At 66.5% G+C, this 21,849-nt stretch carries 18 protein-coding genes; 9 read left to right on the forward strand and 9 right to left on the reverse strand.

The window, feature by feature from the left end; genetic code table 11:
* Positions 1–278 precede the first annotated feature (278 nt).
* From fabD to mltG, 5 genes are all read left to right on the forward strand, one after another.
* Positions 279–1,217 carry an ACP S-malonyltransferase gene (gene fabD, locus K32_RS07585; protein ID WP_201403437.1) on the forward strand — a complete coding sequence of 313 codons (939 nt, stop codon included), beginning with the start codon at positions 279–281 and terminating at the stop codon, positions 1,215–1,217.
* Positions 1,218–1,252: 35 nt separating this feature from the next.
* Positions 1,253–1,990, forward strand: a complete 738-nt coding sequence (fabG, locus tag K32_RS07590; RefSeq protein ID WP_201403438.1) for a 3-oxoacyl-[acyl-carrier-protein] reductase — start codon at positions 1,253–1,255, stop codon at positions 1,988–1,990.
* A 269-nt stretch (positions 1,991–2,259) separates the two neighbouring features.
* Positions 2,260–2,496 (forward strand): acyl carrier protein, encoded by a 237-nt coding sequence (locus K32_RS07595; RefSeq protein ID WP_104218330.1) that lies wholly within the window; start codon positions 2,260–2,262, stop codon positions 2,494–2,496.
* A 74-nt stretch (positions 2,497–2,570) separates the two neighbouring features.
* Complete coding sequence (gene fabF / locus K32_RS07600; RefSeq protein WP_201403439.1) at positions 2,571–3,833, forward strand: beta-ketoacyl-ACP synthase II; 1,263 nt, start codon at positions 2,571–2,573, stop codon at positions 3,831–3,833.
* 95 nt (positions 3,834–3,928) lie between these two features.
* The gene (gene mltG / locus K32_RS07605) at positions 3,929–5,185 is read left to right on the forward strand and encodes an endolytic transglycosylase MltG (RefSeq protein WP_201403440.1); all 1,257 of its coding nucleotides are present in this window, start codon (positions 3,929–3,931) and stop codon (positions 5,183–5,185) included.
* A gap of 22 nt (positions 5,186–5,207) precedes the next feature.
* Here mltG and K32_RS07610 read toward each other — a convergent pair whose 3' ends face one another.
* Positions 5,208–5,615, reverse strand: coding sequence for a GFA family protein (locus K32_RS07610; RefSeq protein WP_201403441.1), 408 nt, complete (start codon positions 5,613–5,615; stop codon positions 5,208–5,210).
* Between the two features lie 177 nt (positions 5,616–5,792).
* Positions 5,793–7,433, reverse strand: coding sequence for an FMN-binding glutamate synthase family protein (locus tag K32_RS07615; protein WP_201403442.1), 1,641 nt, complete (start codon positions 7,431–7,433; stop codon positions 5,793–5,795).
* Between the two features lie 210 nt (positions 7,434–7,643).
* Between K32_RS07615 and K32_RS07620 the strand changes: the two genes are divergently transcribed.
* Together K32_RS07620 and gmk are read left to right on the forward strand one after the other, a co-directional pair.
* The gene (locus K32_RS07620) at positions 7,644–8,531 is read left to right on the forward strand and encodes a YicC/YloC family endoribonuclease (RefSeq protein ID WP_201403443.1); all 888 of its coding nucleotides are present in this window, start codon (positions 7,644–7,646) and stop codon (positions 8,529–8,531) included.
* A gap of 10 nt (positions 8,532–8,541) precedes the next feature.
* Positions 8,542–9,186: a guanylate kinase gene (gene gmk / locus K32_RS07625; RefSeq protein ID WP_201403444.1), complete on the forward strand. Its 645-nt coding sequence runs from the start codon at positions 8,542–8,544 to the stop codon at positions 9,184–9,186.
* Positions 9,187–9,326: 140 nt separating this feature from the next.
* On the opposite strand, the gene rsmA is transcribed toward gmk, so the two are convergent.
* The 6 genes from rsmA to lptF all read right to left on the reverse strand — a co-directional run bounded on the left by rsmA (position 9,327) and on the right by lptF (position 17,062).
* Positions 9,327–10,160, reverse strand: coding sequence for a 16S rRNA (adenine(1518)-N(6)/adenine(1519)-N(6))-dimethyltransferase RsmA (gene rsmA / locus K32_RS07630; RefSeq protein ID WP_201403445.1), 834 nt, complete (start codon positions 10,158–10,160; stop codon positions 9,327–9,329).
* Positions 10,157–11,203, reverse strand: a complete 1,047-nt coding sequence (gene pdxA, locus K32_RS07635) for a 4-hydroxythreonine-4-phosphate dehydrogenase PdxA (protein ID WP_201404398.1) — start codon at positions 11,201–11,203, stop codon at positions 10,157–10,159. The genes rsmA and pdxA overlap by 4 nt, the downstream gene beginning before the upstream one ends.
* Before the next feature lie 6 nt (positions 11,204–11,209).
* Positions 11,210–12,139 (reverse strand): SurA N-terminal domain-containing protein, encoded by a 930-nt coding sequence (locus K32_RS07640; RefSeq protein ID WP_201403446.1) that lies wholly within the window; start codon positions 12,137–12,139, stop codon positions 11,210–11,212.
* A gap of 127 nt (positions 12,140–12,266) precedes the next feature.
* The gene (locus K32_RS07645) at positions 12,267–14,648 is read right to left on the reverse strand and encodes an LPS-assembly protein LptD (protein ID WP_201403447.1); all 2,382 of its coding nucleotides are present in this window, start codon (positions 14,646–14,648) and stop codon (positions 12,267–12,269) included.
* Positions 14,649–14,692: 44 nt separating this feature from the next.
* Complete coding sequence (locus K32_RS07650) at positions 14,693–15,871, reverse strand: LptF/LptG family permease (RefSeq protein ID WP_201403448.1); 1,179 nt, start codon at positions 15,869–15,871, stop codon at positions 14,693–14,695.
* Between the two features lie 3 nt (positions 15,872–15,874).
* Positions 15,875–17,062 (reverse strand): LPS export ABC transporter permease LptF, encoded by a 1,188-nt coding sequence (lptF, locus tag K32_RS07655; protein WP_201403449.1) that lies wholly within the window; start codon positions 17,060–17,062, stop codon positions 15,875–15,877.
* Between the two features lie 314 nt (positions 17,063–17,376).
* Here lptF and K32_RS07660 point away from each other — a divergent pair, with 314 nt between their 5' ends.
* Together K32_RS07660 and K32_RS07665 are read left to right on the forward strand one after the other, a co-directional pair.
* Positions 17,377–18,906, forward strand: a complete 1,530-nt coding sequence (locus K32_RS07660) for a leucyl aminopeptidase (RefSeq protein ID WP_201403450.1) — start codon at positions 17,377–17,379, stop codon at positions 18,904–18,906.
* A 71-nt stretch (positions 18,907–18,977) separates the two neighbouring features.
* Positions 18,978–19,427 (forward strand): DNA polymerase III subunit chi, encoded by a 450-nt coding sequence (locus tag K32_RS07665; RefSeq protein WP_201403451.1) that lies wholly within the window; start codon positions 18,978–18,980, stop codon positions 19,425–19,427.
* Between the two features lie 473 nt (positions 19,428–19,900).
* On the opposite strand, the gene K32_RS07670 is transcribed toward K32_RS07665, so the two are convergent.
* Complete coding sequence (locus K32_RS07670; RefSeq protein WP_201403452.1) at positions 19,901–21,790, reverse strand: ABC-F family ATP-binding cassette domain-containing protein; 1,890 nt, start codon at positions 21,788–21,790, stop codon at positions 19,901–19,903.
* Positions 21,791–21,849 lie beyond the last annotated feature (59 nt).

The raw sequence follows: 21,849 nt of genomic DNA on the forward strand, positions 1-21,849 counted from the left end.
CGGATTTCACGGTGGACAAGCGGGCGCGTGCCGATGCGATGCGCGCCCGCTCCGTTTGAAGGGCCCGAAACATCAGGCCGTCGCAACGTTTCCGGCGAGGAATCCACCGGTGCGCATCGTCGTCGGAGGCATGAGCCGGCGAAGCGAAACAGCACTGTTTCGGGGCGGCCGCTGCGTGCCTTCCCTAGCGCGAGGCTTGACTTCGCGGCCGTTACAGCGGATTAGCCGCCGCCGAACACGCGATCATCAGCGCTGAAACATTTCGTGCGGAGCCTGCCATGACCATTGCTCTCACCTTTCCCGGCCAGGGAAGCCAGGCCGTCGGCATGGGCAAGTCGCTCGCCGACAATTTCGCCGAGGCCCGGGCCGTCTTCGACGAGGTCGACGCGGCGCTTGGCGAGAAGCTCTCGGCCGTCATGTGGGACGGGCCGATCGAGACGCTGACGCTCACCGCCAACGCCCAGCCCGCCCTGATGGCGGTCAGCCTCGCCGCGCTCCGCGTGCTCGAGGCCCAGGGCTTCGAGGTTTCCAAGGCCGCCTATGTCGCCGGCCATTCGCTCGGCGAATATTCGGCGCTGGCCGCCGCCGGCAGCCTGTCGATCGGCGACGCCGCCCGGCTGCTGCGCATCCGTGGCACCGCCATGCAGGCCGCCGTGCCGGTGGGCGAGGGCGCCATGGCGGCGCTGCTCGGCCTCGATTTCGAGACGGCCAAGGCCGTCGCGGACGAAGCGGCAGAGGGCGAGGTCTGCGAGGCCGCCAACGACAACGGTCCCGGCCAGGTCGTCATTTCCGGCGCCAAGGCCGCCGTCGAGCGGGCTCTCGACATCGCCAAGGCCAAGGGCGCCAAGCGCGCGCTGCTGCTTCCCGTGAGCGCGCCGTTCCATTGCCGCCTGATGCAGCCGGCCGCCGACGTCATGGCGGATGCGCTCGCTAAGGTCACGATCAACGCGCCGGCCGTGCCGCTGGTCGCCAACGTGCTGGCCGCGCCGATCTCCGATCCCGCAGAGATCCGCGCCCGCCTCGTCGAGCAGGTCACCGGCATGGTGCGCTGGCGCGAATCGATCGGCTGGCTCGCCGCCAACGGCGTCGACCTTTTTGCCGAGATTGGCGCCGGAAAGGTGCTTTCGGGGCTTGCCAAGCGCATCGCACCCGAGGCACAGACGCTGAATGTCGGCACGTCGGATGACGTCGCCGCCGCCGTCGAGCGGCTGGTTTGAGTGATCCGGAATACGGAAAGCAGAAGGAAGTCGTCATGTTCGATTTGACCGGCAAGCGCGCGCTGGTGACCGGCGCGAGCGGTGGCATCGGCCGGGCGATCGCCCTCGCCCTGCACAAGCAGGGCGCGACCGTCGCGATCTCGGGCACGCGGCGCGATGCGCTTGACGCGCTCGCGACCGAGCTCGGCACCAATGTGCATGTGCTGCCGTGCAATCTCTCGGTCGCCGAGGAAGTCGAGACCCTGATCCCGCGCGCCGAAGAGGCGCTGGGCGAGCTCGACATCCTCATCAACAACGCCGGCATCACCCGCGACATGCTGTTCGCGCGCCTGTCCGACGAGGCCTGGCAGGAAGTTCTCGACGTCAACCTGACGTCCGCCTTCCGCCTGACCCGCGCGGCGCTGCGCGGCATGATGCGCCGGCGCGCTGGCCGCATCATCTCGATGACCTCGATCGTCGCCGTCACCGGCAATGCGGGGCAGGGCAACTACACCGCCTCCAAGGCGGCGCTGATCGCGATGTCGAAGTCGCTGGCGCAGGAAGTCGCCAGCCGCAACGTCACGGTCAACTGCGTCGCGCCCGGTTTCATCGAAACGGCGATGACCGATGCGTTGAACGAAAAGATTCGCGCCGCGCTGCTCGAGCGCGTTCCGGCGAAGCGTCTCGGCTCGGCCGACGACATCGCCGCCGCCGTGGTCTATCTGGCCTCCGACGAGGCGGCCTACGTGACCGGTCAAACCCTTCACGTCAATGGTGGTATGGCCATGATCTAATTGAGGAATTCGTATCTGCGCATTCCTCTGGGAGCGGGTTGTCACGCCCCTTCGCTGCGGCTGGTCAAGGTTCTGAAACTATGTTAGGACCGCGCAATATCACTGCCGCGTCTTCGTCGATTTTGCGGCGAAGCGGGTGTGGATTGACGATCGCCGAAGACTAGTGACGATATCGCGGTGCGTTTTCGGGGGATTGCCGATACGTCCGGGTTTCCAGCGCGCGAGAAGTCGCGGCAATAGTAGACAGAGAACAATCGAGGTTTTGAAACATGAGCGACATCGCTGATCGGGTAAAGAAGATCGTCATCGAGCATCTCGGCGTCGAAGCCGACAAGGTGACCGAGGGCGCGAGCTTCATCGACGATCTCGGCGCTGACAGCCTCGACACGGTCGAGCTGGTCATGGCGTTCGAAGAAGAATTCGGCGTTGAGATCCCCGACGATGCAGCCGAGACGATCCTGACGGTCGGCGACGCAGTGAGCTTCCTGGAGAAGAACGCCGGCTAATCGCCGATGTTCAATCTTTGCAAGCGAGTGAAAAGAACGGCCGGACCCGCATGGGTCCGGATCGGGGGAAGCGTATGAGACGAGTCGTTGTAACCGGCATGGGTATGGTGACGCCGCTCGGTTGCGGCGTCGACGCGAACTGGGCCAACATTCTTGCGAGCAAGAGCGGCGCCCAGAAGGTCACGAGCTTCCAGGTCGATGACCTGCCGGCTCAGATCGCCTGTCTCATTCCGCACGGTGACAAGGCCGACGGCAAGTACAATCCGGACGACTGGATGGAGCCGAAGGACCAGCGCAAGGTCGATGATTTCATCGTCTACGCGATGGCTGCCGCCGATCAGGCCGTGCATGATTCGGGCTGGCTGCCCACCGCCTACGAGGACCAGATCCGCACCGGCGTGCTGATCGGCTCCGGCATCGGCGGCATCCAGGGCATTGTCGAGGCCGGCTTCACGCTGCGCGACAAGGGCCCCCGCCGCATCAGCCCCTTCTTCATCCCCGGCCGCCTGATCAACCTTGCCTCCGGCCAGGTCTCGATCCGCTACGGCTTCAAGGGACCGAATCATTCCGTCGTCACGGCCTGCTCGACCGGATCGCATGCGATCGGCGACGCGGCCCGCCTGATCGCGCTCGACGATGCCGACGTCATGATCGCCGGCGGCACCGAGGGCTCGGTCTCGCGCATCGCGCTGGCCGGCTTCGCCGCCTGCAAGGCGCTGGCGACGAACTTCAACGACCGCCCGGAAGAGGCCTCGCGTCCGTATGACCGCGACCGCGACGGCTTCGTCATGGGAGAGGGCTCCGGCATCGTCGTGCTCGAGGAGCGCGAACACGCCATCGCCCGCGGCGCCAAGATCTATGGCGAAGTGATCGGCTACGGCATGTCCGGCGACGCCTATCACATCACCGCCCCGTCCGAGGACGGCGACGGCGCCTATCGCTGCATGGTCGCCGCGCTGAAGCGCGCCGGTCTCCAGCCCTCCGACATCGACTACGTCAACGCGCACGGCACGTCGACCATGGCCGACGGCATCGAGCTGAAAGCCGTCGAGCGCGTCGTCAGTGACGCCGCCTCGTCGATCTCGATGTCCTCGACCAAGTCGGCCACGGGCCATCTGCTCGGCGCCGCCGGCGCCGTCGAGGCGATCTATTCGTTGCTCGCCATTCGCGACAACGTCGCGCCGCCGACGATCAATCTCGACAATCCGTCCGTCGAGACGGCGCTCGATCTGGTCCCCAAGGTGGCCCGCAAGCGCAAGATTGACGTCGCGCTCTCGAATTCCTTCGGGTTCGGCGGCACGAATGCGTCGCTGGTCTTCCGTCGTCACGTCGATTGAGAGCGCGGCTTCGCGCTTTCGCCATAATCCTCCATACAGTCGCCTCTCGGCATCCGGGACTTCCCGGGTGTCGGCAGGGTGAAAAGTAGGATGCGATGAACGACACGAATCAACCGGGCGCCAAGGACAATAATGCCGGCGAACCCGGTGACGCCCGGTCGTCCGAATTCGGAAATCGCATCAATCCGCGCAGCCCCGGCGACGCGCTTCGCCCGGAGCGCGTACCGCCCCCGCCGCCACGCTCGCAGCAGGCGCGCCACCCCGTCGTCATCATCATGAATTTCGCCATGACGATTCTCGTCGTCGGCGTGCTCGGCACGGTGGGTCTTTTCTTCTTCGGCAAGCTCCGCTTCGAGCAGGCGAGCCATTTCGACCAGCCGCGGACGGTCTCGATCCAGCGCGGCTCCGGCCTGCGCGCGATCGCCGAGGAGCTGCACGAGCGCGGCCTGATCTCGTCGAAATGGATCTTCATCGCCGGCGTGCGGGCCTACCGCCTGCAGGACGACCTCAAATCGGGCGACTATCTGATCGCGCCGCGCTCCAGCATGCGCGAGATCATGAATACGCTGGTCGACGGCAAGGCGATCCTCTACCAGGTCTCCATCCCCGAAGGCCTCACCAGCAAGCAGATCGTCGATCGCCTCAATGCCGATCCGGTCCTGGTCGGCGAGATCAGCGATATCCCGCCTGAGGGGACGCTGCTTCCGGATACCTATCGCTATTCGCGCGGCGACAGCCGCCAGAACATCATCGATCGCATGCTGCGCGAGCGCGACCGGGTGATGACCGCGGTCTGGAACAGCCGCGACAAGAACCTGCCGATCGAGACGCAGGAGGAGCTGATTACGCTCGCCTCGATCGTCGAGAAGGAAACCGGCATCGCCGACGAGCGCAGCCGCGTGGCGGCCGTGTTCATCAACCGGCTCCAGAAGAACATGCGCCTGCAGTCGGATCCGACGGTGATCTACGGCATCTATGGCGGCTCGGGCCTGCCTTCCGGCACGCCGATCCGCCGCTCCGATCTCGACGCCGTCAACGACTACAACACCTACAAGATCGCCGGCCTGCCCAAGGGGCCGATCGCCAATCCGGGCAAGGCCGCGCTCGCCGCCGCCGCCAATCCGTCGCGGACCAAGGATCTCTACTTCGTCGCCGACGGCACCGGTGGTCACGCATTCGCCGAGAGCTATGCCGAGCACCGCAAGAACGTGGCGCGCTATCGCAAGTGGCTGGCTGAGCAGAAGGCCAAGGGCGACGCCTCGGCGGCCGACCAGAGCGCCGGCCCGGGCGATGCGGAAGACGATGCGGACGCACCGGTCGACGACGCGCCGAAGCCGGCACCGAAGCCGTAGGGCCTGTACTCGGACGGGACTGTTAGCCGGGCAGGCCGTCGCAGCGCGGGACGTCTTCCAGATGGTCGTCCCATTCGGCGCGGTCGGCGACGAGGATATGCGCGTTGGGCCGGATCTCGATCGCGCTGTCGAGGCTGCCGGCCGGCACGGCCAATAACGCGCCGTTCATCTGCAGGCCCGGAAGCGCCGAGCCGCAATCCGAGCAGAAGCTCCTCTGGTGCCGCGTTGACGGCAGCCTGAACGTCCGCACCTTGGGCTCGCCCGAGAGCCAGGTGAGCTGCGCCGTCGTCGAGAACAGGTTCGCGGCGTGCGCCGATCCGGTGTCCTTCCGGCAGCGCGAGCAGTGGCACAGGAAGAAGCTCTGGAAGTCGCCGTCAACCTCGAAGCGGACCTCGCCGCAGAGGCACGAGCCGGCATGGCGTTTGCTCATGAAAGGGTTCCTGTCCGGGAGAGGGCGGCCGGCAGGTCTGCCGGCTCGCCATGGAGCCTTGCGCTCACGGAGCAGGGGCGAGATATCCGCCGACGTTCCCCCGTGAACCGGCCGTGACGGCCGGTCCAGGTTTTTGGAGGAAGGACGCACCTTCCGTCAAGGTCAGGTTGTCCCGCCTCAGCTTGCCCGGCGCAGTTCGCCCGTGATGGCAAAGCTTTCGGCCGAGGCCAGCGCCCAGGCCTGGCGATAGAACGGATGCGGGCTGTCGTCGCCGAGCAGCTCGCCCGGCGCCAGATAGGGGAAGAGCTGCGAATAGAGCCGGATCTCGTTGGCGCTGACGCGCCGCGCCAGGTGGTGCGGCTTGAGGTCTGACGGGTGCTCGAGCCCCGCCGTCGCCAGCAACTCGGCCAGCGCATGCAGGGAATTGCGATGGAAGTTCGCTACCCGCTCCGCCTTGTCCGGCACGACGAGGGCGCGCTGGCGCAGCGCGTCCTGCGTCGCGACACCGGTCGGGCACTTGTTCGTATGGCAGCTCTGCGACTGGATGCAGCCGATGGCGAACATGAAGCCGCGCGCCGAGTTCACCCAGTCCGCGCCGATCGCCAGCACCGACGCAATGTCGAAGGCGGAGACGAGCTTGCCGGCGACGCCGATCCGGATCTTCGAGCGCAGGCCGGTGCCGATCAGCGTGTTGTGGACGAGCAGCAGCGCCTCGCGCATCGGCACACCGACATGGTCTGTGAGCTCGACCGGCGCGGCGCCGGTGCCGCCTTCGGCGCCGTCGATGACGATGAAATCAGGGGCGATGCCAGTCGTCAGCATCGCCTTGACGATCGCCATGAACTCCCAGGGCTGGCCGATGGCGAGCTTGAAGCCGACGGGCTTGCCGCCGGACAGCTGGCGGAGCTGCGCCACGAACTGCATCATCTCGGTCGGCGTCGCAAAGGCGGAATGCGAGGCGGGCGAGACGCATTCCATGCCGACGGGAATGCCGCGCGTCTCGGCGATCTCCGGGCTGACCTTGTTGGCCGGCAGGATGCCGCCATGACCGGGTTTCGCGCCCTGGCTGAGCTTCACCTCGATCATCTTGACCTGGTCGCTGGCGGCCTGGATCGCGAACTTCTCGGGCGAGAAGGTGCCGTCCGGATTGCGGCAGCCGAAATAGCCGGAGGCGATCTGCCAGACGAGGTCGCCACCATAGCGGCGGTGATAGGGGCTGATCGAGCCTTCGCCGGTATCCTGCGCGAAGCCGCCGAGCTTGGCGCCCCGGTTCAGCGCCATGATGGCGTGGCTGGAAAGGGCGCCGAAGCTCATCGCCGAGACGTTCAGCACGGAGCCGGAATAGGGCTTGGCGCACTGCTCGTTGCCGATGGTGATGCGGAAGCTCTCGGGATCCTGCAGCGGCGCCGGCCGCATCGAATGGCCGATGAACTCGTAGCCGTTGGCATAAGTGTCGAGCAGCGTGCCGAAGGGGCGCTGATCCGGCTCGTTCTTGGCGCGCTGATAGACCAGCGAACGCTCGGCCCGGGAGAAGGGCAGCTTGTCGGAATCGGATTCGAACAGATATTGCCGGAGTTCCGGCCGCACGGATTCGACCAGGAAGCGCATGTGGCCGATCACCGGATAGTTGCGCGTGATCGCATGGCGCTGCTGGACGAGGTCCCAGACGCCGAGCACGCTCAGGGCCGCGAAGATCATCGTCAGCAGGAGGCTCAGCGTCCGGTCCATCGGGATCAGCGGCATGAGCAGCGCGGCCAGGATGCAGAGCGCGAAGGCGCTGTAGCGGGAGATGAGGGAGAGCTTCAGAATCGATTGCATGGGTATCCCCGGCAGGCGCGGCGGCCTGGGTCTGGCGGTGGTGGAGCCGAACGGCCCGGTTCGTCCGGATATTAGCCGAGATTCAAGACAGTCTCGGGATTGGATCGACGGATATCCGCCGCCTTGCCCTTGAGCGGTCCTGGCACGCGGATTACTGTCCCGCTTCGAGCGGGCGGGCCAGCCCTGATAGACCAAGGCCGGGGAAACTTCATGGCATTGACGAGCATGACCGGCTTTGCCCGGGCCGCGGGCGCGGGACGGGGCTATCGCTGGACGTGGGAGCTCCGCAGCGTCAACGGCAAGGGGCTCGACATCCGCCTGCGCCTGCCGCCCGGCTTCGACCATCTCGATCAGCCGGTCCGCGAGCGCGTCGGCAAGGCCGCGCAGCGCGGCAGCCTCCAGATCGGCCTCAGCCTGCAGCGCGAGACGAGCGCCTCGGCGCTGCGCGTTAACGAGGCGCTGCTCGAGCAGGTGCTGGATCTCGTCCGCCGGGTCGGCGCGCAGGTCGATGCCGCGCCGCCGACATTGGATGGCTTGCTGTCGATCCGTGGCGTGCTGGAGACCGTCGAGGCCGAGGACGATCCGGACGCCGCCGCGGCCCTTACCGCCGACCTGCTGGCCGATCTCGATACGGCGCTCGCCGAGCTGGTGACGGTGCGCGATCGCGAGGGCGCGGCGATCGGCGCCATTCTCTCCGCGCGCATGGACGAGATCGAGCGCCTGAAGAACGCCGCCGAGACGGCGCCGGCGCGCACGACCGAGGCGATCAAGAAGCGACTCGCCGAACAGGTCGCGGCCCTGCTCGAGGCGTCGAATTCGCTCGACCCCGACCGGCTGCACCAGGAAGCCGTGCTGCTGGCGACCAAGGCCGATATTCGCGAGGAGCTCGACCGGCTGACGGCGCATGTCGCCGCCGCCCGCGCGCTGCTCGCCGAGGGCGGCGCCGTCGGCCGCAAGCTCGATTTCCTCGCCCAGGAATTCAATCGCGAAACCAACACGCTCTGCGCCAAGGCGAATGATCGCTCCCTGACGGCGATCGGCCTCGATCTGAAGGCCGCCGTCGACCAGCTGCGCGAGCAGGTCCAGAATCTCGAATAGGAAGTCCCGAATGTCGGTTGCCGGAAATTCACCCTCGCGGCGTGGCCTGATGCTGGTTCTGTCCTCGCCGTCGGGCGCGGGCAAGTCGACCATCGCCCGTCATCTGATGGCGGAGGACAAGGATATCGTCCTCTCCGTGTCGGTGACGACGCGCGCTCGCCGCCCGAGCGAGATCGACGGCGTCCACTACCATTTCATCGACCAGCCGACCTTCAACAAGCTGCGCGATACCGGCGAACTGCTGGAATGGGCCGAGGTGCACGGCAATTGCTACGGCACGCCGCGCGCGCCGGTCGAGGACTGGCTGACCTCCGGCAAGGACGTGCTGTTCGACATCGACTGGCAGGGCGCCGACCAGGTCGCCAAGGCGATGCCCGAGGATCTCGTGCGCATCTTCGTGCTGCCGCCGTCCATGACCGAGCTGGCGTCGCGCCTCGTGCGCCGGGCCGAGGACGCGCCCGACGTCATCGCCAAGCGCCTCGCCAATGCGCGCTCCGAGATCCTGCACTGGCGCGACTACGACTATGTCCTGATCAACAAGGATCTGCAGTCCTCACTCGAGAAGGCGCAGGCCATCCTCTATGCCGAGCGCATGCGCCGCGCCCGCACGACCTGGCTCGAAGGCTTCGTCGAGGATTTGCTGCAGCAGGAGTGAGGTGTGCCTTGGCCCTCTCCCGCCTGCGGGAGAGGGTTGGGTGAGGGGCTTGCTTTAGCTGCCTCGTGACCAACCGAACGGAAGAAACCCTCACCCCAACCCTCTCCCGCAAGCGGGCGAGGGGGCTGATGGCGTGTGGTCTACGGCAGCGCGTTGGCCAGCCGGACGAAGCGGGCGACGTCGATCTCTTCGGCGCGGGCCGTCTCGACGATGCCGGCGGCCGCGAGCAGCGGCAGCGGGTCGGTGCCGAGGCTCTTCAGGCTCTGGCGCAGCATCTTGCGGCGCTGGCCGAAGGCGGCGGCCGTGACGCGCTCCAACTTGGCGCGCTCGCAGGCGAGGGGCGTCTGGCGCGGCACGAGTTCCACGACTGAAGACACCACCTTCGGCGGCGGCGTGAACGCCTTGGGCGAGATATCGAACAGGATGCGCGCCTCGCTGCGCCAGCCGCACATCACGCCAAGCCGGCCATAGGCGTCGTCCGCATTGGTGGCGACGATCCGCTCGGCCACCTCGCGCTGGAACATCAGCGTCATCTTCTCGTAGAAGGGCGGCCAGGGCTCGCTCTGCAGCCAGCCGAGCAGCAGCGGCGTCGCGATGTTGTAGGGGAGGTTGGCGGCGATCCGCACCCGCCCCGTCGCCAGCTTCGACATGTCGACCTGCATCGCGTCGCCCTCGATTACCTCGAGGCGGCCCGGATAGTGCGCGGCGATCTCGGCGAGCGCATCGAGGCAGCGGCGGTCGCGCTCGATGGCGACGACCTTCTTGGCGCCCTCGGCGAGCAGCGCCCGGGTCAGGCCGCCGGGGCCGGGGCCGACCTCGATCACCGTGACGTCTTCGAGCGGCCCGGCGGCGCGCGCGATGCGGCCGGTCAGGTTCAGGTCGAGCAGGAAGTTCTGGCCGAGCGCCTTCATGGCCTGCAGGCCGTGGGTGGCGATGACGTCGCGAAGCGGCGGAAGCCCGTCCTGGGCCGTCACGTAGCGAGCTCGCGCTGGCGGTATTCCGCCTCGTGGCGGGCCAGCTCGTCGGCGAGCCGAAGCGCGGCGGCGAGGCTGGAGATATCCGCCTTGCCCGTACCGGCGATGTCGAAGGCGGTGCCGTGGTCCGGCGAGGTGCGCACGAAGGGGAGGCCCAGCGTGACGTTGACCGTCTCGGAGAAGGCGATCGTCTTGGTCGGGATCAGCGCCTGGTCGTGATACATGCAGAGCGCGACGTCATAGCGGGCGCGCGCCTCGGCATGGAACATCGTGTCGGGAGCAAGCGGCCCGAAGGCGTTGATGCCCTCGTCGCGCAGCGCCGCGACGGCCGGGCGGATGACGGCGTCGTCCTCGGTGCCCATCACGCCGCCTTCGCCCGCGTGCGGATTGAGGCCTGCGACGGCGATGCGCGGGTTCGGCATGCCGAAGCGCCGGCGCATGTCGTGGTCGATGGTGCGGCCGGTGCGGATCAGCATCTGCTCGGTCAGCAGTTCGGGAACCGCTGAGATCGGCACATGGATGGTGGCGGGAACCGCGCGCAGCCCGGGGCCGGCGAGCATCATCACCGGATGGGCCGGCGAGCCGCTCCAGGCGGCGGACAGCATGCCGAGGAACTCGGTATGGCCGGGATGCTGGAAGCCGGCGTCGAACAGCGCCTTCTTGTTGATCGGATTGGTGACGAGCGCCGAGGCAAGTCCCGCTCGCACGTCGCCGACGCCGCGCGCGATCGCCTCGATGACGCCGCGCGCCGCCGCCGGATCCGGCTGGCCGGGCGAAGCCTGGGACGCCGATTCGAGCGGCACCACCGGCAGGAACCGGTCGAAGGCGTCGACCGCCTCCGAGGCGTGGATCGTCTCGATCGGGATGTCGAGCCCGAGCAGGGCGGCACGGGTGCGGAGCGCTTCCGGATCCGCCAGCACGTAGAAGGCCGGCAGCTTGCGTTCGCGCCGCTCGCGCCAGACGGCGAGCGTCACGTCCGGCCCGATACCGGCCGGCTCTCCCATTGTCAGCGCCAGCGGCCTGAAGGGCTCGAGCTCCGCCATCATGCGTTACTTATAGGAAATCTTGGCGTTCTTGCGGAGCTCGGCGACGAACTCCTTGCCGAGATTCTTGTTCTGCTCGCTGGCGAGCTTCTCTTCGATCTCGGCACGAACGCCGGCGGTGCTGCGGATGTCCTTGGCTTCGCAGACGGCGATGATCTCGACGCCGCGCTCCGTCACTTCCGGCTTCAGCGTGCCGCCGACTGGCGTCGTCTTCAGCGCTTCGCCAGCCGCGCCCTGGACCTGCGTGGTGTCGCGGCGGCCCATGTCGAGCACGACGACGCCCTTCAGCGCCTTGGCCTGGGCCAGGCTGTTGCCGCAGCCGCTGAAGCGGGAGCGGAAGGATTCCGCCTCGCGCTGGCGCTGGCCGACCAGACCGGGCGAGGAGCCCTTCGGCACGACGAAGACGATCTGCTGGAGCTTGAACTCGCGAATCGTCGCCGTCTCGGTCTGGATGCCTTCCTTCTCGATCTGCGCCTGCACGTCGGCCTCGCTGACCTTGGTGCTGCGGGCGCGAGCCTGGATCACCATGGCGCCGGTAATCTGCGCACGCAGGAAGCGGCGGAGCGAATCGGCCTGCACGCCCTGCGAGCCGAGCGCCTTGACGAACTGCGCCGGCGGCAGCTTGACCTGCTTGGCGATGCCGTTGAAGCGCTCCTCAACCATGGCGTCAGTCGGGCCCATGTTGCGACGCTTCGCGACCTGGTCCAGCAGCGATTCGTCGATCAGCTCCTCCAGCGCCTTCTTGTCACCGGTGGCCTGGTGGAAGAGCGTCATCAGTTTCACGCGCTGCGAAACGTCATAGGACGTGATCGCCTGGTCGTTGACGGTCGCGCGGACCGTCGACTGGGCGAAGGCGCTCGCCGGAACGCCGACGCTGCCGAGGCAGAGGCCGATGGCGAGAGCGGGAAGGCAGAGTGACTTCAGGCGAATACGCATGGCGATGGATCCGAATCCTGTCAGATGCGGCGAGTTGCCGGCGTCTCGGCGCACCGAACCGACCTGCCGCCACGACGGCGTGTGTTTCGAACGGGTAGACCCTGCAAATCCGGCGAAAGGATGAAGATCAATTGCTGCTGCTCGACAGTTCGCCGACATTGCTGCGCAGCTTCGTGCCGCCGAGCGTCCGGAGTTCGAGCCGAACCATCAGCTGCTTCGAGGTCTGCAGATCCGTGTAGTCGTCGCGGATCTCGCTGTAGGCGATCGAGAAGGTCGTGCACTCGTCGTCATAGGCGATGCCGATGCCGCTGGACGCAAGCTGGGTGTTCTCGATGTCCCAGGCGACCGAACCGAACAGGCGCCACGTCTCCGTCATCTGCCACGAGGCACGCGCGCTGATCGTGTCGGTGCGGGCGTCGTTGCCGATCGCCGGCTGCTCGCGCAAGAACAGGTAGGATGCCGACGCGGTCACGTCGCCAAACTTGCCGGTCGCGGTGACCTCGGCGCGGTTGACGTCGAGGTTGGCTTCGTCGAAGCGGCCCCGGGCCGTCAGGAAGTAGCCATAGCCCGTGTCGAGCGTGACGCCGGCGACGACGTCGGAGACGTTGGTCTCGAGGCCAGAGACGGCGCCCGTCGCGGTCAGATCCTCGACGGCGAAGGAGTTGAGGCCCGCCACCTGGTAGGACTGGCCGATGACGCCCTGCACCGTGGCGACGGAGCCGACATTGGCGAGGTAGCGGAAGCCCACATTGACGCGGGTGCCGCCTTCGATGCGGTCGTAGCCGGAGAACTTGTCCCAGTCGAACAGGCTCGAATCGTCGAAGACGAGGCTCTGCGCGTCTTCATTCGGCAGCCTGCCGGCCATCGGCTCATTCGGACGCACGATCATCTGCGCGACCGGCTCGAACAGGAAGCTGGAGGAGAGGCCAGCGGCCATGATCGGCCAGCGCCATTCCATGCCGACGGCGGGCATGCCGCGGAAGAACGAGCCCTGGTCGTTCAGGCCGTTGATGATGTCGTCCTGGTTGGCGTAGATCGCGTCGCCGCGCAGATAGCCGAACGGCTTGAAGACCATGCCCAGCGGGCCGATCATCGTGCGCTGCCACGTCGCCTGGCTGCTCAGGCGATTGTAATTGCCCGACAGGCCCAGGATGTGCGCGTTGCTGTCGAGCACGCCGTTGGTGACGCCCTGCGCGACCGTGATGCCGTTGCCCTGGTCGTTGACGATGTCCGTCTCGTCGCGCGACAGGCTGGTCAGGTTCGACTTGAGCGACAGTTGGCCGCCGAGGACCGAGTCGTCGAAGATGTAGCTGTGGTCGATGACCGGATGGACGACGGCCTGGCGGCCCTGGTCGTACTTGATGTCCGAGTCGTTCGTCAGCACCTGGAAATAGAGCGCGCTCGCATTGAAATAGTTGCGCTCGCTGATGCCCGTCAGGTGGACGGTCGAGACATTGATGTCGGTGTTGGGCGAGAGCAGGCTGTAGTCGCGGCTGAACGTACGGTCGCTCAGGAACGTCGCGTCCCAGCCGACCGTCCAGTAGCGGTTCAGGTAGAACTCGCCCGCGGTCTTCACGCCGCCGCGCCAGTCCTTGACGCCCGAATTGCGGGTGCCCTCGTCGATGAAGTCGTCCGGGTTCAGCTGGTTGATGCCGGCCATGCGCAACGAGTACTGGCCATACTCCAGCCGATGGCGCCATTCGACGTCCAGCAGGAAGCCCTGATTGGTGTAGACGGCCGGAGCCAGCGTCAGGTCGTAGTTCGGCGCCAGCGCCCAGAAATACGGCGTCTGCAGGAAGGCGCCGAGCGTCTTCTTGTAGCCGGCGGACGGGAACAGGAAGCCGCTCTTGCGCTTGACGGTCGGATCGGGCGCCGAGAAGGCCGGGAAATAGGCGATCGGCATACCCAGGAATTCAAGCGAGGCGCGCTTGAAATAGACCATGTGCTCGTTGTGATCGACGATGATCCGGGCGGCCTTCACCTGCCAGATCGGCGCCTTTTGGGGCTTCTCGCGGCAGGGTTCGCAGGCGGTGTAAACGCCGCGATAGAAGGTGGTCGTCTTGCCCTGGTCGCGAAGCGCCTTCTCGGCCGCGAAATGCGTCTGGGTCGGCGTGTCGAGCCGCAGCGCATTGACGAAGCCGGTGGCGAAATCGTCGGTGATGTCGATCGTGTCCGCGGTCACGGTGGCGCCGGTGCGGTCGACGATCTTCACGCGCCCTTCGGCGCGCATCTTTTTGTTCTTCTGGTCGTAGGTGACGCGGTCGGCTTCGAGCGTGTAGCCGTCGTAATAGATCTTGACCCCGCCGACGGCCGAAACCGCCGACTGGTCGTAATCATAGACGAGCTGATCGGACTCGAGCACCATCTGCCCGCTGCCGGACGGCTTGGGCAGCGTGTCGAGACCGAAGCCGAGCGTGCCGGGGTTCGATTGCGCCAGCGCCGTGTCGGGGAGGGCGGTTCCGAGGCCAAGCGTCGCCGCGATGACGAAAATGCCAAGCCTACGCGCCAAACGCGCGACGTAACCGTGCCTCGGGAGAGGAGCGGAAACAAACATCATCCGTCCTCCCGATGAAGAAGCACTGTGACACTTAACAAGATGGCGATGGCAGCGGGAGTCCAAGCGGCAATCATCGGTGACACGACGCCGCTCCTCCCCAAACCCCTAGCCAATTCCGTGACCACATAAAGCACGAAGCCTACCGCGACACCAGTCAAAATCACCTGCCCGAGATCGCGCGAACGGGAGAACCGGAGCGACACTGTGGCTGCCACGAAAACCATGGCGAGGAACAGCAGCGGCTGCGCCAGCAGGGATTGGAACTGCATTTCATACGCGTCACTCGGAACAGCCGATTTCTTTGAAATTTCAACAAGTTGAGGCAAAGACCAGAACGACACTGTCTCAGGGTCCGCCAGCCTCTGGCTGACCTGATTTGCATTCAGATCGGTTGGCAGACGAAACTCCGCGACCGGCTCCGGACGGCTGCCCGCCTGCAGGATCGTAGCGTTGCGGAACACCCAGTCGCCGTCCTCGAAATCAGCTGTGGATGCATCGATCCGACGGGCCAGGGAACCGTTCGATTTGAACACGAACGCCGAGGCGTCGACGAGCGAAAGACCGCGATTGAGGCTCTGCCGCGCGCCGATGATCGAGGAGCCCTCGCGCCCCGTCTGTCGCATCCAGACGGGCCAGTCGGATGATTCGGCCGAGGGGACGACCTCGCCGGCGGATCCCGGCGTCGCCTCCGGCTCCGGCTCGGCCGTCTTGCTCGCTTCGAGCTTCGAGGCCTCGATTCGCGTTCGCTCCTGCGCCAGCTGGTTGCCGAGCAGGATCGATCGCTCCTTCAACTCTGTGGATATCGGATTGAACACGGTGGTCGCGAACACGCCGATCATCACAGCGACCAGGCCGGCCGGCAGCAGGAACTGCCAGGCCGAGACGCCGGCCGCGCGCGCCACCACCAGCTCGAGCTGCCGATTCGCCATCACGAAGCTCGCCATTGAGGCGAACAGGATGGTGAAGGGCAGGGCTCGCTCGATGACGTTGGGAACGCGCGCGAGCGAGACGAGGAGATAGAGGAAGGCATCGAAGCCCTCGCGCCGGGCGGCGCGCCGCGCCAGCTCGAGATAGTCGATGAAGGCCATCAGTACGAAGACGACGATGAAGATGATCAGCGCGGTCTTGGCGAAGCGTCGGGCGAAATAGAAGCTGAGCGTAGGATTGCGGAACATGTCTTACATTCCGCTCCCGGCCGAAGGGCGCGGTCCGATCCGCAGGCGATTGGCGATCCGCTGCGCGAGATCCGTCACCGCCGAGGCGATGCTGTCGGAAGCGGTCAGGCGGACGGAGCTGTAGACGGCGACGAGCGACAGCAGGATGAAGACGATCGGCAGCGCATAGAGCGCCGGGATCAGGCGCGTGTCGTTGGCGGCGAGGCTGGCCAGAATCAGGCCGCCGATGCGCACGCCGGTCGCGACGGCGATCGTGCCCAGGATGACGAGGCTGCGCCCCTGGCGAGTCGTCTGCGCCTGGCCGAGGGCTGCCACCGGCAGGATGGCGAAGAGGATGGCGTAGAGCGGCGCCGAGAATCGGTCATGCAGCTCCGACGTGAAGGAGCCGGGCCGCTTCTGATATTCGGGATCGTTGGGATCCGGCGACATCAGGAAGGCGGTGCTGCGTTCGCCGGCGGTAAAGGCGGGCAGGGTGGTCTTGCTGCCGAAGGTCGACAGGTCGAACGCATAGGATTCGAACTCGATGATCGACATCGAGTTGTTGGTTTCCGACTTCTGCTGGATCGTGCCGTTCTGCATGATCAGGAACGTGCCGAGCGGGTTCTTCAGCACGACGCCGCGATTGGCGATGTAGATCGACGTCTGGTCGTCCTGGCGCCCGTCCTGGATGAAGATGCCTTCCAGCGTGCCGTCCGCCTTGCGGTCGCGGACATGGAACACCAGCCGGTTGCCCAGTTCCATGAACTGGCCTTCCTTGACGAAGGAGGTGATCAGGTCGGCGTTGATGCCGGTCAGCAAGCCGCGGAACGCCTGCAGCGAGCGCGGCACCAGATAGAGCGACATCGATCCGACGATGATCGCCGTGATCAGCCCCATGACCAGCGCCGGCTTCAGAAGCCGCGTCTGCGAGGCGCCGCTCGCATTGATGACGACGAGCTCCGAATCGGCGTTCAGCTGGTTGAAGGTGTAGATCGCGCCGATCAGCAGCGCGACGGGGCAGACGATCAAAAGCAGGCCGGGGAAGATCAGACTCGACACCCGGAAGAAGGTGACGAAGTTCTGGCCCTTGCTCGTGATCAGGTCGAGTTCGCGCAAGGCCTGGCTGAGCCAAACCGTACCGGACAAGCCGCAGAGGCTGAGCAGAAACGCTCCCAGCATGCGGTTAAAGATGTAACGCTCGATGAGCTTCATGGGGTTGTTGTCGATCCTCGAACTCTGCACGCCCCCCGTGTCAAAGACAGCCATGCCCTCGGCTGTAACAAGATGGCGGATCGAACCTCCTACGGGCCCCGACGATCGGGAGCTCCATGGGTGGACTAATTGGGTGAATCAAACGCGAAAAAACAGTCTTAACGAACGGTAAACGTCTATCGTGAAGCCGCGCCACTTGCCAGAGACGACCGTCGCAGGACAGATTGATCGTTCAAGGGTGTGGCGGAACCCACGCACCTCCTGTCCCAGACAGCGCCGATCGGCGCCTGCCGCTCATGTCCCAGCGAGCCCAAATGACCCAAAGTCCTGCCGTTTCCTTCCACAAGTCGACGACGAACGAGACGGGGACGGTGATCGTCCTGACCGACGAAACCCTGGCGCTCGGCGCCGCGGCGCAGGGCCTCGGCATCGCCGAGCTGCTCCAAAAAGCCGCAGCGACGGCGGACTACAAGGGCAAGTCGCTGGCGGTCCTCGACCTGCTGGCGCCGGCGAATCTCGCCTTTGACCGGCTCGTCGTCGTCGGGCTCGGCAAGGCTGAAGAACTTGTGGAAGGCGACTGGTCGCGGCTCGGCGGCGTCGTTCTCGGCGCGCTGCGCAAGGGCGAGACGGCGACGCTGTTCGCCGAGCGGCCGGACGGGGTCGTGATCTCCGGCGACCAGCTGGCGGATATCGCGCTCGGCGCGGTGCTGCGCGCCTATTCGTTCGACCGCTACAAGAGCAAGGCCAAGAACGGGAAAGGCGGAAAAGACGGCAAGGATGGCGACAATGGCAAGGCGGCCAAGGGGCCGGTGACGCTCGATATCGTCGCCGCCGAGGCCGGCAAGGCGAAGAAGGCCTGGGTCTCCCGTTCGGCGGTCGCCGAGGGCGCCATCCTCGCGCGCGAGCTGGTCAATGAGCCCGCCAACATCCTCGGCCCGGTCGAGTTCGCCGAGAAGGCGGCCGAGCTGGCGTCGCTCGGCGTCACCATCGAGACGCTGACCGAAAAGCAGATGAAGAAGCTCGGCATGCGGGCGCTGCTCGGCGTCGCGCAGGGCTCCGTCCGGCCGCCGCGCCTCGTCGCCATGCACTGGAACGGAACGAAGTCGAAGGACAAGCCCGTCGCCTTCGTCGGCAAGGGCGTCGTCTTCGACACGGGCGGCATCTCGATCAAGCCGGCCGGCGGCATGGAGGACATGAAGGGCGACATGGGCGGCGCCGCCGCCGTGGTCGGCCTCCTGCATGCGCTCGCCTCGCGCAAGGCGAAGGCGAACGTCGTCGGCATCATCGGCCTGGTCGAGAACATGCCGGACGGCAACGCCCAGCGTCCCGGCGACATCGTCGAGGCGGCGTCCGGCGTGACGATCGAGATCATCAACACCGACGCCGAGGGCCGCCTCGTGCTGGCCGACGCGCTCTGGTACGCGCAGAAGACCTACGAGCCGAAGGTGATCGTCGACCTGGCGACGCTGACCGGCGCCATCATGGTGGCGCTCGGCACGGACCATGCCGGCATGTTCGCGACTGACGACGCGCTGGCGAACGCGCTCTCGAAGGCGGGCGAGGCGACGGGCGAGAAGGTGTGGCGCATGCCGCTCGGCCCGGCCTACGACAAGCTGATCGAATCGAAGTTCGCCGACATCAAGAACACCGGCGGCCGCTATGGCGGCTCGATCACGGCGGCGCAGTTCCTGAAGCGCTTCGTCGAGGACGACGTCGCCTGGGCGCATCTCGACATTGCCGGCACGGCGATGGGTTCGCCGCAGACCGAGATCAACCGTTCCTGGGCCTCGGGCTGGGGTGTGCGCATCCTCGATCGCCTCGTCGCCGACAATTACGAGGGCTGAGCTGCTACAAGGCGGGCGACGTCGGACGCTTCGAATGACTCGGAGCGCCCGGCGCCGCGTGAGAAGGCGTGATGGCTGAGGTCCTGTTCTATCATCTGCAGCAGCAACCGCTCGAGGCGCTGCTGCCGGGTCTGCTGGAGAAGTCCCTCGAAAGGGGATGGCGCGTCGTCGTCGAGGCGGGCGCGGCGGAGCGCTGCGAGGCGCTCGACGCGCTGCTCTGGACCTATGGCGAGGAGACGTTCCTGCCGCATGGCCTCTGGCGCGATCCGGACGCGGCGCAGCACCCGATCCTGATCACGCCGGAGCAGGACAATCCGAACGGCGCCAATGTCCGCTTTCTCGTCGCCGGCGCGCAGGCGGGCGACCTCAGCGGCTATGTCCGCGTCGTGCTGATGTTCGACGGCAACGATCCCGAGGCGCTGGACGGCGCGCGCGCCTCCTGGAAGCGCGTCAAGGCCGAGGGCCATGACGCGACCTACTGGCAGCAATCCGAACAGGGCCGCTGGCAGAAGAAGGCGTGAGGGCGCTGCTGCGCTCCACGAGGCGCACGGCGCGGTTTTCACCTCGGCCCTAGGGTGAGGTGAGGAAGGCAGCCTTCGCCGCTGGAGCGCTGCCGCCGTCAACACGCTCGCCGTCATCCCGGCCTCCGAGCCGGGATCCATTCCCGCCGGGTTGGCTGCGCGCGAACCTCCCGAGCCCTCGGATGCATGGATCCCTGCTTTCGCAGGGATGACGACGGAGGGTGGGGAAAGGGCGGAGATCGCCTCACCCTGAGGGAGAGGTGAGGAAGGCAGCCTTCGACGCTGGAGCGCTGCCGCCAGCAACGCGCTCGCCGTCATCCCGGCCTCCGAGCCGGGATCCACTCCCGCCGGGTTGGCTGACGCGCGAACCTCCCGAGCGCTCGGATGCATGGATCCCTGCTTTCGCAGGGATGACGACGGAGGGTGGGGAAAGGGCGGAGTTCAACTCACCCACGAGGCGAGAGGTGAGGGCGTCAGTCCGCCCCGACGGCCTCTTCATATTCCGCCGACATCTCCAGCCAGCTTTCTTCCCGTTCGCCTAGCGACTTGACCGCGTCCGAGCGCTGCTTGGCCAGCGTCGTCGCCTTGGCCGGATCCCTGACGTAGAGCTCCACATCGGCGAGCGCGGTGTCGAGCTTCTGAATCTCTTTCTGAAGCTTCTCCATCAAGGACTCGGTTTCCTTGATCTTTTTCCGGAGCGGCGCCAGCTCGGAACGCTTGGCGGCGGATTCGCGGCGGCGATCCTGGGCCGAACTCTTGGCCGTCGCATCGCCGTCCGATTTGCCGTTGGAGGTGTCGGGGCCCTTCACGATCAGCTTGCGATAATCGTCCATGTCGCCGTCGAAATTCGACACCGTGCCGTCGGCGACCAGCAGCAGCCGGTCGACCGAGGCCTCGATCAGGTGGCGATCGTGGCTGATCAGGATGACAGCGCCCGGATAGTCGTTCAGCGCCTGCACGAGCGCCTCGCGGCTGTCGATGTCGAGATGGTTCGTCGGCTCGTCGAGGATCAGCAAGTTGGCGCCGCGGAAGGTGGCGATGCCGAGCAGCAGGCGCGCCCGCTCGCCGCCCGAAAGCTCGCGCGCCGGCGTATCCATCTTGGCGGTCGGAAAGCCCATGGCGCCGACGCGGGCGCGAACCTGCGCTTCGGTCGCGTCCGGCATCAGCATGCGGATGTGCTGCACGGCGGTTTCGGCCGGGCGCAGATCGTCGAGCTGGTGCTGGGCGAAGAAGGCGATGTCGAGCTTGTCGGCGCGCCGCATCGCGCCGGTGAGGTTGGGCAGGCGGCCGGCGAGCAGCTTGGCGAAGGTCGACTTGCCGTTGCCGTTCGCGCCGAGCAGGCCGATGCGATCCTCGACGTCGATGCGGATGTCGAGCTTGCGCAGGATCGGCTTGCCTTCCTCGTAGCCGACGGAGGCGTTGTCGAGCGCGATGATCGGCGGCGCCAGGATCTTGGCCGGCGGCGGGAAGTAGAACGGCGTCACGTCGCTGTCGACGATGCCGGCGATCGGCTGCATTTTCTCCAGCGCCTTCATGCGCGACTGCGCCTGGCGGGCCTTGGACGCCTTGGCCTTGAAGCGGTCGACGAAGGCCTGCAGGTGCTTGCGCTGATCGTCCTGCTTCTTCTTCAATTTCAGCTGCAGCGCCTGCTTCTCGCGGCGCTGGCGGTCGAAACTGTCATAGCCGCCGCGATAGATCGTCAGCTTGCCCTGGTCGAGATGCACGATCAGGTCGACGGCGCGGTTCAGGAGGTCGCGGTCGTGGCTGATCAGGAACACGGTGTGCGGATAGCGCGCCACGTAGTTCTCGAGCCACATCGTGCCTTCGAGGTCGAGATAGTTGGTCGGCTCGTCAAGAAGCAGCAAGTCGGGCTCGGCGAACAGCACGGCGGCAAGCGCCACGCGCATGCGCCAGCCGCCGGAAAAGGCGGAGCAGGGGCGAAGCTGCGCCTCGGCGTCGAAGCCGAGGCCGGCGAGGATGGTGCCGGCCCGCGCCTCGGCGGCATGGGAGCCGATGTCGGTCAGGCGGATCTGGATCTCGGCGATGCGATGCGGGTCGGTGGCGTGCTCCGCCTCGTGGAGCAGCGCCGCGCGCTCCGTGTCGGCGGCAAGAACGAAATCGATCAGCGATTGCTCGGTGCCCGGCGCTTCCTGCGCGACCTGGCCGATGCGAACGCCGCGCGGCAAGCCGATGGAGCCGCTCTCCGGCGCGATGTCGCCGGTGACTAGCTTGAACAGCGTCGTCTTGCCGGTGCCGTTGCGGCCGACGAAGCCGGCCTTGACTCCGTCGGGCAGGGCAATGGTCGCCCCCTCGAGGAGCGTACGGCCGGCGATGCGATAGGTGACTTCATTGACGTGCAGCATGGCCGGCTATGTGCCGTGCCTTGGCGCCGGACGCAAGCGCTGCCTCGTTGCCAAACGCG

The organism is Kaistia sp. 32K, from assembly GCF_016629525.1.
Lineage (GTDB): Bacteria > Pseudomonadota > Alphaproteobacteria > Rhizobiales > Kaistiaceae > Kaistia.